We start from the raw sequence: 12,051 nt of genomic DNA on the forward strand, positions 1-12,051 counted from the left end.
AGGATGCCCCGGACCCGGTGCGCCAAGACATTTGGCCGGAGAGCAAGAATGGCGACCGACAATCCACGCCTCCGTGACGTGGCCGGGCGCTGCAGCCGAAGACTCCGGACGGCTACCGCTATGTAGCGATGTCGTTCGAGATGCCGAGGTACGTTTATGTCTGATGACACGCTTCACCTGCCTCTGATTCACAGCGTGTTGGAGCGCGAAAAGGACACCCCCGGTGCCTTGTTGCCCATTCTCCACGCCATTCAGGACGGTTGCGGGTACATTCCCGACACCGCCATCCCCGAGATCGCCCATGCCCTCAACCTCAGCCTGGCTGAAGTGCACGGCGTGATCAGCTTCTACCACGATTTCCGTACCACGCCGCCCGCGCGCCATACCCTGCGCCTGTGCCGGGCCGAGTCCTGCCAGAGCCGGGGCGCCGAACGCCTGGCTGCGCAGCTGCGCGAACAACTGTTGCTGGACGACCATGGCACCACCGCCGACGGCAGTATCAACCTGCGACCGGTCTACTGCCTGGGGGCCTGCGCCTGTTCGCCGGCCCTGGAACTGGACGGCGAGCTGCACGCCCGGATCACCCCCGAGCGTCTGCGCCAGCTGGTGAGTGGCTGCCTGGAGGATGGCGCATGCTGAAGCTCTATATCCCCCGCGACTCGGTGGCCCGTGCCGTGGGCGCGGACAAGGTGGCCGTGGCGCTGGTGCGTGAGGCCGAACGTCGACAACTGCCCTTGGAGCTGTGCCGCACCAGCTCCCGTGGCCTCTATTGGCTGGAGCCGCTGCTGGAACTGGACAGCGCCGACGGCCGCCTGGGTTTCGGTCCCCTGACTCCGGAGGACGTGCCGAGCCTGCTCGACGCCCTGGCGCGCGACCCTGGCAGCCATCCGTTGGCCCTGGGGCCGGTGGAGCAGATCCCTTATCTGCAGAGCCAGCAGCGCCTGCTGTTCGCTCGGGCCGGCATCACCCAACCGCTGTCCCTGGACGACTACCGCACCCACGGCGGTTTCCAGGGCCTGGCCCGGGCCATCCAGATGGAGGGCGCGCAGGTGGTTGCCAGCGTGCTCGACTCCGGCCTGCGCGGCCGGGGAGGCGCGGCCTTTCCGGCGGGGATCAAGTGGCGCACCGTGCGCGAAGCCGCGGGTGCCCAGAAGTACGTGGTCTGTAACGCCGATGAAGGCGACTCCGGCACCTTCGCCGACCGCATGCTGATGGAAGGCGACCCCTTCCTGCTGATCGAAGGCATGATCATCGCCGGCATCGCCGTGGGGGCCAGCAAGGGCTATATCTACGTGCGCTCGGAATACCCGGACGCCATCGGCACCCTGAACGAGGCCCTGCGCATCGCCCGCGACGCCGGTTACCTGGGGGCGAACGTCGGCGGTAGCGGCCGTCCCTTCGACCTGGACGTACGGGTGGGCGCCGGTGCCTACATCTGCGGTGAGGAAACGGCGCTGCTGGAATCCCTCGAGGGCAAGCGCGGCACGGTTCGCGCCAAGCCGCCGCTGCCGGCCCTGCAGGGCCTGTTCGGCTTGCCAACGCTGGTGCACAACGTGCTGACCCTGGCCTCGGTGCCGATCATCCTGGAGAAGGGCGCGCAGTTCTATCGCGACTTCGGCATGGGGCGTTCCCTGGGCACCATGCCGTTCCAGCTGGCCGGCAACGTCCGCCAGGCGGGCCTGGTGGAACGCGCCTTCGGCCTGAGCCTGCGCGAGCTGGTGGAAGGTTATGGCGGCGGTACCGCCAGCGGCCGGCCATTGAAGGCGGCGCAAGTGGGCGGGCCGCTGGGGGCCTGGGTGCCCCCCGCGCAGTTCGATACGCCGCTGGACTATGAGGCGTTCGCCGCCATGGGCGCAATGCTCGGCCACGGTGGCGTGGTGGTTGCCGACGACAGCCTGGACATGGCCCACATGGCCCGTTTCGCCTTGCAGTTCTGCGCCGAGGAATCCTGCGGCAAGTGCACGCCGTGCCGGATCGGCTCGACCCGTGGGGTGGAGGTGGTGGACCGCTTGATCGCCAGCACCGACGCCGCGGCCCGTGAGGAACAGGCGCTGCTGCTGCAAGACCTCTGCGACACCCTGCAATACGGCTCGCTCTGTGCCCTGGGCGGGATGACTTCCTACCCCGTCGCCAGCGCCCTCAAGCACTTTCCCGCCGACTTCGGTCTGGCGACCACGGAGGCCGACCAATGATCAATATCTTCGACCCTACCAGTGATATCGACCTCGGCACCCCGGCCCGCGAAAGCGCGGTACAGGTCAGCCTGACCATCGACGGCCGCGAGATCAGCGTCGCTTCCGGCACCTCAGTGATGCGCGCCGCGGCGTTGCTCGGCACCACCATTCCCAAACTCTGCGCCACCGACAGCCTGGAAGCCTTCGGCTCCTGCCGCATGTGCCTGGTGGAGATCGAGGGCATGCGCGGTTATCCGGCCTCCTGCACCACGCCGGTGACCGAGGGCATGGTCGTCCACACCCAGACTTCCAAGCTCGCCAGCCTGCGGCGCAACGTGATGGAGCTGTATATCTCCGACCACCCGCTGGACTGCCTGACCTGCTCGGCCAACGGCAACTGCGAGTTGCAGACGGTGGCGGGGCAGGTGGGCCTGCGGGAAGTGCGCTACGGCTACGAGGGCGCCAACCACCTGGACGAACAGAAGGACGTCTCCAACCCCTATTTCGACTACGACCCGAGCAAGTGCATCGTCTGCAACCGCTGCGTGCGTGCCTGTGAGGAAACCCAGGGCACCTTCGCCCTGACCATCAGCGGGCGCGGCTTCGATTCCCGGGTGGCGGCGGCCGGCGGCGACAATTTCCTCGACTCCGAGTGCGTGTCCTGCGGCGCCTGCGTGCAGGCCTGCCCGACCGCCACCCTGATGGAAAAGAGCGTGGTGGAAATCGGCCAGCCCGAGCGCAGCGTTATCACCACCTGCGCCTACTGCGGCGTGGGTTGCTCCTTCCGCGCCGAAATGAAAGGCGAGCAACTGGTGCGCATGGTCCCGGACAAGAACGGCCAGGCCAACCACGGCCATTCCTGCGTCAAGGGCCGCTTCGCCTGGGGCTACGCCACCCACCCGGACCGCATCACCAAGCCGATGATCCGCAAGCACATCAGCGATCCGTGGCAAGAAGTCAGCTGGGAAGAGGCGGTCACCTACGCGGCCAGCGAGTTGCGCCGCATCCAGCTGAAATACGGGCGCGACTCCATCGGCGGTATCACCTCCAGCCGTTGCACCAACGAAGAGACCTACCTGGTGCAGAAGCTGGTGCGCACCGCCTTTGGCAACAACAACGTCGACACCTGCGCCCGGGTCTGCCATTCGCCCACCGGCTACGGCCTCAAGCAGACGCTGGGCGAATCCGCCGGCACCCAGAGTTTCGACTCGGTGATGCAGGCCGACGTCATCCTGGTGATGGGCGCCAACCCTACCGATGCGCACCCGGTATTCGGCTCCCAGCTCAAGCGCCGCCTGCGCCAGGGCGCGCGGCTGATCGTCATCGACCCACGACGCATCGACCTGGTGGATTCGCCCCATGCCCGTGCCGACTTGCATTTGCAGCTGCGTCCGGGCACCAACGTGGCCATGCTCAACGCATTGGCCCATGTGATCGTCACCGAGGGCCTGGTCAACCAGCCTTTCGTCGATCAGCGCTGCGAAGCGGCGGACTTCGCCCGCTGGCGCGATTTCGTCAGCCTGGCGGAGAATTCCCCCGAGGTCCTGGGGCCGATTTGCGGGGTGCCGGCCAGACAGATCCGCGACGCCGCGCGGCTTTACGCCACCGGCGGCAACGCGGCCATCTACTACGGCCTGGGCGTCACCGAGCACAGCCAGGGCAGCACCTCGGTGATGGGCATCGCCAACCTGGCGATGGTCACCGGCAACATCGGCCGCGAGGGTGTCGGGGTCAACCCGCTGCGCGGGCAGAACAACGTCCAGGGCTCCTGCGACATGGGTTCCTTCCCCCACGAGCTGCCTGGTTATCGGCATATTTCCAACGAGGCGGTGCGCGCCGAGTTCGAACAGGCCTGGAACGTGACCCTGCAACCCGACCCGGGCCTGCGCATCCCCAATATGTTCGAGGCGGCCCTGGACGGCACCTTCAAGGCACTCTACTGCCAGGGCGAGGACATCGCCCAGAGCGACCCCAACACCCAGCACGTGACCGCCGCCCTGACGGCCATGGAGTGCGTGGTGGTGCAGGACATCTTCCTCAACGAGACGGCCAAGTTCGCCCATGTGTTCCTGCCGGGCAGCTCCTTCCTCGAGAAGGACGGCACCTTCACCAACGCCGAGCGCCGCATCTCGCGGGTGCGCAAGGTGATGGAGCCGCTGGCCGGCAAGGCCGACTGGGAGGCCACCATCGCCCTGGCCGAGGCCCTGGGCTATAAAATGCAGTACAACCACCCATCGGAGATCATGGATGAGATCGCGCGCCTGACGCCGACCTTCCACCGCGTCAGCTACACCGAGCTGGACCGGCACGGCAGCCTGCAATGGCCATGCAACGATGCCGCGCCGGACGGTACGCCGACCATGCACATCGATGAGTTCGTGCGCGGCAAGGGCCGCTTCATGCTCACCGGCTACGTGCCCACCGAGGAGAAGGTCAACAGCCGCTACCCATTGCTGCTGACCACCGGGCGCATCCTCAGCCAGTACAACGTCGGCGCCCAGACCCGGCGCACCGACAACGTGGCCTGGCACGAGGAGGATCGCCTGGAAATCCACCCGACCGACGCCGAGAACCGCGGCATCGTCGATGGCGATTGGGTCGGCATCGGCAGTCGCGCCGGGCAGACGGTGCTGCGGGCCAAGGTCAGCGAGCGGGTGGCACCGGGGGTGGTCTACACCACCTTCCACTTCCCGGAATCGGGCGCCAACGTGATCACCACCGACAACTCCGACTGGGCCACCAACTGCCCGGAATACAAGGTGACGGCGGTGGAAGTCGTGCGGGTCAACCAGCCTTCCGAATGGCAGAAGCGCTATCAGGCGTTCAGTGATGAACAGGGGCGCCTGCTGCGGGAGCGTCGTCACGCCGAGAAAGCCGAGGTGCGCCGATGAGCAGCGAAAGCCTGATCAAGATGGCCAACCAGATTGCCCAGTTCTTCGCCAGCGAACCGGACAAGGCCCAGGCAGTGCGTAGCGTGCGCCAGCACCTGAAAAGCTTCTGGACGCCGGCCATGCGCAGAGAGTTGACCGCCTGGGAGGTGACACACCCCGGCGCGGCGCTGCACCCCCTGGTGCAGGCGGCGTTGAAGGAAGAGGAAGCGCAGACCTAGCGTTTGCCGATGGCGGGCACACCTTGAACCGGACCGCCTCGTTGCAGTTAACCAGAAGCCAGGGCCTTGCCCTGGCTTCTGCGTTTGACGGGCACACCTGCTGTCTTCAGGGGCATGCCGATGGGGATGATGATCCGCGCGCCCGGCACGCAGGCCAGCCGAAACCCGGGGCCAGCGCTTGCCACAGATCAATGAAACCTTGTGCCCGACCCCGCAAAACCGCGCTCCAGACATCTGCACCGGCAAACCGTTCCTCAGCTAAGTCTTTGCTTCTGGTGAGTAATCCCGGACAATCGCGCCCCTGTTTCGGCGAGGGCTCTGTCTGTCGGGTACTCCGACGCGCCCTGGCCGAGTGGCAAATGACCGGAATGTGGAGATCCCACCGGATGAATGATCAGGCCAACAGCGTTGATCAACGCTTTGAAGCGGCAGCCCCAGCGACCCTAGCTAGCTGGAATCGCCAAGACACTACCTGGATGCTGGGCCTGTTCGGCACCGCCATCGGCGCTGGCACCCTGTTTTTGCCGATCAACGCTGGCCTGGGCGGCTTCTGGCCGCTGCTGGTCCTGGCGCTGCTGGCCTTTCCGATGACCTTCTTCGCCCACCGCGGCCTGACCCGCTTCGTGCTTTCCGGGCGTGACGGCGCGGACATCACCGAAGTGGTGGAGGAGCATTTCGGGATCAAGGCCGGCGCCCTGATCACCTTGCTGTACTTCTTCGCCATCTTCCCGATCCTGCTGATCTACAGCGTGGCCCTGACCAACACCGTGGGCAGCTTCATGGAGCACCAGCTGCACATCATGCCGCCGCCGCGCGCCGTGCTATCGCTGGTGCTGATCCTCGGCCTGCTGGCCGTGGTGCGCTGCGGCGAGCAGGTGATCGTCAAGGCTATGAGCCTGATGGTCTACCCGTTCATCGTCGCCTTGCTGTTCCTCGCGGTGTTCCTGATTCCGCACTGGAACGGCGGCATCCTCAGCACCGCCAGTACCCTGCCTGAGCCTTCGGCGTTCCTGCACACCCTGTGGCTGGCGATCCCGGTCATGGTGTTCTCGTTCAACCACTCGCCGATCATCTCGGCCTTTGCCGTGGACCAGAAGCGCCGGTATGGCGCCCACGCCGAAGAGCGCAGCTCGCAGATCCTGTCCCGCGCCCACCTGCTGATGGTGGCGATGGTGCTGTTCTTCGTCTTCAGCTGCGTGCTGACCCTGTCGCCGGCCCAACTGGCCGAGGCCAAGGCGCAGAACCTGTCGATCCTGTCGTACCTGGCCAACCACTTCAGCAACCCGACCATCGCCTTCGCCGCGCCGTTGATCGCGTTCGTGGCCATCGCCAAGTCGTTCCTGGGCCACTACATCGGTGCCAGCGAAGGCCTCAAGGGGTTGATCGTGAAAAGCGGCCGCCGCCCGGGCGCCAAGGCCCTGGACCGCATGACCGCGGCCTTCATGCTGGTGGTGTGCTGGATAGTCGCCACGCTCAACCCGAGCATCCTCGGGATGATCGAAACCCTGGGCGGCCCGGTCATCGCGGCCATCCTGTTCCTGATGCCGATGTACGCCATCCGCAAGGTGCCGGCCATGGCCCGCTACCGCGGCCAGGCCTCCAACGTGTTCGTCACCCTGGTCGGCCTGGTGGCCATCACCGCGCTGGTCTACTCCCTGAGCGCCTGACCCGCCGGCGGCCCACCGCGCGTTGGCGGTGGGTTGCCGCGCAAAAATGCCTGATTCAGCGAAGCCACGGCCGCTGACTGCGCATAAAGCGCGGCGCGGCCGTTTTTCTGGTAGGCCGCAAAGTCCAGGGCCAGCAAGTGGTCGCGGTTGACCCGTTGCGGCTGGCCGAGCCGGGTCAGCGCCACGCCATGGCGCAGGAAATAACGCTCCAGCGCCGGCGTGGTCACCGCCACCACCGAGTTCGCCCCCAGGGTCCAGGCGGTGTGCAGGGTGTGCCAGAACACCCGCATCGGCAGCTTGCCGCCTTCCAGCGCCGAGGCGGCGAAACGCGAGATTTCCCAGGTGTCGTGCTGGCGCGGCAAGGGCCGGTCGCAGAGAAAACCGAACACGTCCGCCAGCAGATAGGGCTGGGTGGTCGGCAGCAAGCGGGCGCAGCCGTGGACCTTTTCCTCGCTGTCCAGCGCCAGGGTGTAGCGGGTGTCGGCGTGGTCGAACTGATCGAGCTCCTGCCCGCACTGGCTGGCGCTGGAGGGCAGTCGCCAACCCAATTGCTTGATGAAGACCGCATGGCGATAGCGGCCGAGGTCGTCGCGCAGGGCCGGCGAAAGCTGGCTTTCATGCCGTGAAATCACAGTGATCATGGGGCGATATCCTTATCGTCGGGTGAAGCGTCAGATCAGCCCCAGGACGGCGGCGTAGGCGGCGGCCAGGGTCTTGTTGGCCGCGCCGAATTTCTTCTGGATGACCTTGAGGTGGAAGTTCACGGTATTCACCGAGATGCCCAGGATCAGGGCGATCTCCCCGGAGCTCTTGCCGTCGGCCGTCCATTGCAGGATTTCCCGCTCGCGCGCGCTCAGCTCCAGCTGTTCGGCCTGGCTGCTGGGGTGCCCGAGTTCGCCGAGGCGCATGGTCGCCAGTTCGATGATGCAGCGCAGGCGCAGGCGGATTTCTTCCAGTTCCACGGCGCTGATCGCCGTGCATTCACGGGCCACCGACAACACGCTCAGGGCACTGTCGGGCGTGTGGATGGGCAAGGTCGCGCCCACCCGCAAGCCCCATTCCCGGGCCTCGCCCCACAACACCGAGCCTTTGCCGAACAAGGCGTCGCTCCAGACCACCATTTCCGTGGAGCGCAGGCCGTTGAGGATCGTCGGGTCGATCGCGGCGTAGTTCTGTTGCTGGTAACGCTCCACCCAGGCTTGCGGATAAGAGCCATAGATGTCGATTTTCGGGCGGGTGAAGGGGATCGAATGCCTGACTCCGTAAGCGTAAAAATCAAACCCCAGGGACCGGACTTCCCGTTCCAGCAGCGCAAAGACCTGTGCGCTCTCCTGTTGCTTGAGCATCTCCATGCGCAGGTCGTTCCACCAGTGCATGAAATCCTGTCGTTTCTCCATGGCGTTCGCCTTGATTCCTTGCACGTCAGGGAATCTAGTCCAGGGCAATACGCTGTCAATATTCATGAAATTCATAGGAAACCTCGCAACGGCCCTGATCCGGCGCTCTGCACCAGGCCACCCGGGTGCGGGGCCGGCAATTCGGGCGGTGGTAGGCGTGGAGGGGGCTCACGGCCAAGGCTGGCCTGCGGCGCTATGTCACTGTGTGGCGGGGTGCCGCAAAGGCACTGGCCAGGCCGATAAGGGCAAAAGACCTCCCCGGCAAAACCGCTGGCGAGCATGCGCATAACTCTTTTCCTTGAGTGTTCTGGCCGTCTCTGGCCAAGGGGCAGGGGACAGCTTCAGGCAAAGCGCAGGCGGGTGATGGGTTCCACAGCGGTGGCTGGCTCGCGGGCTGCCCGGGCGCTCGGCAGCAACGGGGCGAGCAGGGCGCGATGCACGCTGTCGGCGGCGGTTCTCGATTCCAGGTCGAGAAAATGCCCGCAGTCCTCGACCACCGCGAAGCGGCAATCGCGCACATGAGTCTTGCGCTGCGGGTCGTTGCCCGGTTGGTCGACATGCCTGGGGTAGTCGTTGAACGCTTTCTCGATCACACAATGGTTACGCCACATAGCACACCTCCATTTGTTGCTTTTGACGGGGCGAAAGAATCCGCGGCAGCTGAGATCCAGCTGTCGTGCGCGGAATGTTTTTATAGTCGTGTGAGCGCTTCGAACGATCGGCGCGGGTTGACAGCTGTCATCCCAAGGCCCGTGGCAAGCAGGCAGCGTTCGACATTCGGGCGAGCGTCGGGCGCCGTTGGCAGTGGCGTGATTTTTAGCAAGGGCGGGGGAGGGCTAACAACTACCAGATCTGGTAGGTAAAGACGCCTGGCGTTCTGCCGCCAGAGCGACTAGCGAGCGGATCGCCGGGATAAAAAAACGCCGCGTATCGTCGTGGGATACGCGGCGTTCTTCATTGCCTTGCAGCCTTAGGCTTGAACCACCGGAATCTTGGCGTTCGCGGCAGCCTCACGGAACTCGGCGATCTGGTCGAAGCTCAGGTAGCGGTACACGTCCGCTGCCATGCTGTCGATCTTGCCGGCGTATTCCATGTACTCCTCGACGGTCGGCAGGCGACCCAGGATGGACGCAACGGACGCCAGCTCGGCCGAAGCCAGGTAGACGTTCGCGCCGTCACCCAGACGGTTCGGGAAGTTACGGGTCGAAGTCGAAACCACGGTGGAGTTCGGCTCGACGCGGGCCTGGTTACCCATGCACAGCGAGCAGCCCGGCATTTCCATGCGCGCGCCAGCCTTGCCGTAGATGCCGTAGTAGCCTTCTTCGGTCAGCTGGTGAGCGTCCATCTTGGTCGGCGGCGACAGCCACAGACGGGTTGGCAGCTGGCCCTTGACCTGATCCAGCAGCTTACCGGCAGCGCGGAAGTGACCGATGTTGGTCATGCAGGAACCGATGAACACTTCGTCGATCTTCTCGCCAGCGACACTGGAGAGCAGGCGAGCGTCGTCCGGGTCGTTCGGCGCGCAGAGCACAGGCTCCTTGACGTCGGCCAGGTCGATCTCGATGACTTCGGCGTATTCGGCGTCCTTGTCGGCTTCCAGCAGCTCAGGGTTGGCCAGCCAGGCTTCCATCGCCTGGGCGCGACGCTCCAGGGTGCGGGCATCGCCGTAGCCTTCGCCGATCATCCAGCGCAGCAGGGTGATGTTCGACTGCAGGTATTCGGCGATCGACTCTTTGGACAGCTTGATGGTGCAACCGGCAGCCGAACGTTCGGCCGAGGCGTCGGACAGTTCGAAGGCTTGCTCGACGGTCAGGGTTTCCAGACCTTCGATCTCCAGGATGCGGCCGGAGAAGGCGTTCTTCTTGCCTTTCTTCTCGACGGTCAGCAGGCCTTTCTGGATCGCGTAGTAAGGGATGGCATGGACCAGGTCACGCAGGGTGACGCCAGGCTGCAGCTTGCCCTTGAAACGGACCAGGATCGATTCCGGCATGTCCAGCGGCATGACGCCAGTGGCGGCGGCGAAGGCCACCAGGCCGGAACCGGCCGGGAACGAGATGCCGATCGGGAAGCGGGTGTGGGAGTCGCCACCGGTGCCGACGGTGTCCGGCAGCAGCATGCGGTTCAGCCAGCTGTGGATGATGCCGTCGCCCGGACGCAGGGACACGCCGCCACGGGTCATGATGAAGTCAGGCAGGGTGTGGTGGGTGGTGACGTCGATCGGCTTCGGATAGGCCGCGGTGTGGCAGAACGACTGCATCACCAGATCGGTGGAGAAGCCCAGGCAAGCCAGGTCCTTCAGTTCGTCACGGGTCATCGGGCCAGTGGTGTCCTGGGAGCCGACGGTGGTCATCTTCGGTTCGCAGTAGGTGCCTGGGCGCACGCCTTTCACGCCGCACGCCTTGCCGACCATTTTCTGCGCCAGGGTGAAGCCCTTGGTGCTTTCGGCCGGCGCTTCCGGCTTCTTGAACAGGTCCGAAGGTGGCAGGCCCAGTTCGGTACGGGCCTTCTCGGTCAGGCCGCGGCCGATGATCAGCGGGATACGGCCGCCGGCACGGACTTCGTCGAGCAGGACCGGGGTCTTCATTTCGAAGGTGGCCAGGACTTCGTCGCTGTTGTGCTTGGTGACTTTACCGGCGTGCGGGTACAGGTCGATCACGTCGCCCATGTTCATCTTCGACACGTCGAATTCGATCGGCAGGGCGCCGGCGTCTTCCATGGTGTTGTAGAAGATCGGTGCGATCTTGCTGCCGAAGCAGAAGCCGCCTGCGCGCTTGTTCGGCACGTAAGGAACGTCGTCGCCGAAGAACCACAGCACGGAGTTGGTCGCCGATTTACGCGACGAACCGGTACCGACCACGTCGCCGACGTAGGCGATCGGGAAGCCTTGGCCGCGCATTTCCTCGATCTGCTTCATCGGGCCGGTCTTGCCTTGCTCGTCCGGAACGATGCCGTCACGGGCCATTTTCAGCATGGCCAGGGCGTGCAGCGGGATGTCGGGACGGGACCAGGCATCCGGGGCAGGGGACAGGTCGTCGGTGTTGGTTTCGCCCGTCACCTTGAACACGCGCAGGCTGATCTTGTCGGCCAGTACCGGGCGGTTCTTGAACCACTCGCCGTCGGCCCAGGATTGCAGTACGCCCTGGGCGTGAACGTTGCCGTTCTTGGCTTTTTCCGCGACGTCGTGGAAGGCATCGAACATCAGCAGGGTGTGCTTGAGCTGTGCGGCCGCGACCGGCGCCAGCTCGGCGTCGTCCAGCAGTTCGACCAGGGTCACGATGTTGTAGCCGCCCTGCATGGTGCCCAGCAGTTCAACGGCGCGCTTCTTGTCCAGCAGAGGGGATTTGGCTTCGCCTTTGGCCAGCGCGGAGAGGAAGCCGGCCTTCACATAGGCGGCTTCGTCGACTCCTGGCGGAACGCGATTGGTGATCAGGTCAACGAGGAAGGCTTCTTCGCCAGCGGGGGGATTCTTCAGCAGCTCGACCAGGCCTGCAGTTTGTTCGGCGTTTAGCGGCTGGGGAACGATACCCAGGGCTGCACGCTCTTCGATATGTTTGCGGTAGGCTTCAAGCACAGTATTACCCTCATCAGTGGTCCCAAATGGGTGTCCGGGACGCTCATCCCGAAATTGCCGTACTCATGCGCTGCGTGACGTTATGGGTCGCTTAGCCAGAATTACCGGCAATTCCTTACAGAAGCTGCTTTCA

Annotated in this window: 9 protein-coding genes; 5 read left to right on the plus strand and 4 right to left on the minus strand. The window is 65.0% G+C overall.

Features of this window, described 5'->3' with window-relative positions; all coding sequences use genetic code 11:
* Nucleotides 1–156 precede the first annotated feature (156 nt).
* The 5 genes from BMY68_RS04800 to BMY68_RS04820 all read left to right on the plus strand — a co-directional run bounded on the left by BMY68_RS04800 (nt 157) and on the right by BMY68_RS04820 (nt 6,950).
* Entirely contained in the window at nt 157–639 is a 483-nt protein-coding gene (locus tag BMY68_RS04800) for a formate dehydrogenase subunit gamma (protein WP_007923877.1), read from the plus strand.
* Entirely contained in the window at nt 633–2,192 is a 1,560-nt protein-coding gene (locus BMY68_RS04805; protein ID WP_085531323.1) for a formate dehydrogenase beta subunit, read from the plus strand. The genes BMY68_RS04800 and BMY68_RS04805 overlap by 7 nt, the downstream gene beginning before the upstream one ends.
* Nucleotides 2,189–5,065: a formate dehydrogenase subunit alpha gene (gene fdhF, locus BMY68_RS04810; RefSeq protein WP_085531321.1), complete on the plus strand. Its 2,877-nt coding sequence runs from the start codon at nt 2,189–2,191 to the stop codon at nt 5,063–5,065. The genes BMY68_RS04805 and fdhF overlap by 4 nt, the downstream gene beginning before the upstream one ends.
* The gene (locus BMY68_RS04815) at nt 5,062–5,283 is read left to right on the plus strand and encodes a formate dehydrogenase subunit delta (protein ID WP_085531319.1); all 222 of its coding nucleotides are present in this window, start codon (nt 5,062–5,064) and stop codon (nt 5,281–5,283) included. The genes fdhF and BMY68_RS04815 overlap by 4 nt, the downstream gene beginning before the upstream one ends.
* A gap of 386 nt (nt 5,284–5,669) precedes the next feature.
* Entirely contained in the window at nt 5,670–6,950 is a 1,281-nt protein-coding gene (locus BMY68_RS04820; protein WP_009043431.1) for a serine/threonine transporter, read from the plus strand.
* Here the strand turns inward: BMY68_RS04820 and BMY68_RS04825 are convergent.
* The 4 genes from BMY68_RS04825 to acnB form a co-directional block, all read right to left on the minus strand.
* The gene (locus tag BMY68_RS04825) at nt 6,932–7,591 is read right to left on the minus strand and encodes an acyl-homoserine-lactone synthase (protein WP_085531317.1); all 660 of its coding nucleotides are present in this window, start codon (nt 7,589–7,591) and stop codon (nt 6,932–6,934) included. The two genes, BMY68_RS04820 and BMY68_RS04825, sit on opposite strands and share 19 nt — an antisense overlap.
* 30 nt (nt 7,592–7,621) lie before the next feature.
* On the minus strand, nt 7,622–8,347 hold the full coding sequence (locus BMY68_RS04830) for an autoinducer binding domain-containing protein (RefSeq protein WP_085531315.1): 726 nt from the start codon (nt 8,345–8,347) through the stop codon (nt 7,622–7,624).
* Nucleotides 8,348–8,688: 341 nt separating this feature from the next.
* Nucleotides 8,689–8,958, minus strand: a complete 270-nt coding sequence (locus BMY68_RS30250; protein WP_085531313.1) for a hypothetical protein — start codon at nt 8,956–8,958, stop codon at nt 8,689–8,691.
* Nucleotides 8,959–9,317: 359 nt separating this feature from the next.
* Nucleotides 9,318–11,918: a bifunctional aconitate hydratase 2/2-methylisocitrate dehydratase gene (acnB, locus tag BMY68_RS04840; protein WP_009043435.1), complete on the minus strand. Its 2,601-nt coding sequence runs from the start codon at nt 11,916–11,918 to the stop codon at nt 9,318–9,320.
* Between the last annotated feature and the right edge of the window lie 133 nt (nt 11,919–12,051).

Origin of the sequence: Pseudomonas sp. NFACC41-3, from assembly GCF_900109505.1 — a bacterium.
In the GTDB taxonomy this organism is placed as follows: domain Bacteria; phylum Pseudomonadota; class Gammaproteobacteria; order Pseudomonadales; family Pseudomonadaceae; genus Aquipseudomonas; species Aquipseudomonas chlororaphis.

Bases quoted from the DNA above. Each gene is read 5' to 3' on its own strand.
- BMY68_RS04800 (WP_007923877.1), top strand. From the start codon at position 157: ATGTCTGATGACACGCTTCACCTGCCTCTGATTCACAGCGTGTTGGAG.
- BMY68_RS04805 (WP_085531323.1), top strand. From the start codon at position 633: ATGCTGAAGCTCTATATCCCCCGCGACTCGGTGGCCCGTGCCGTGGGC.
- fdhF (WP_085531321.1), top strand. From the start codon at position 2,189: ATGATCAATATCTTCGACCCTACCAGTGATATCGACCTCGGCACCCCG.
- BMY68_RS04815 (WP_085531319.1), top strand. From the start codon at position 5,062: ATGAGCAGCGAAAGCCTGATCAAGATGGCCAACCAGATTGCCCAGTTC.
- BMY68_RS04820 (WP_009043431.1), top strand. From the start codon at position 5,670: ATGAATGATCAGGCCAACAGCGTTGATCAACGCTTTGAAGCGGCAGCC.
- BMY68_RS04825 (WP_085531317.1), bottom strand. From the start codon at position 7,591: ATGATCACTGTGATTTCACGGCATGAAAGCCAGCTTTCGCCGGCCCTG.
- BMY68_RS04830 (WP_085531315.1), bottom strand. From the start codon at position 8,347: ATGGAGAAACGACAGGATTTCATGCACTGGTGGAACGACCTGCGCATG.
- BMY68_RS30250 (WP_085531313.1), bottom strand. From the start codon at position 8,958: ATGTGGCGTAACCATTGTGTGATCGAGAAAGCGTTCAACGACTACCCC.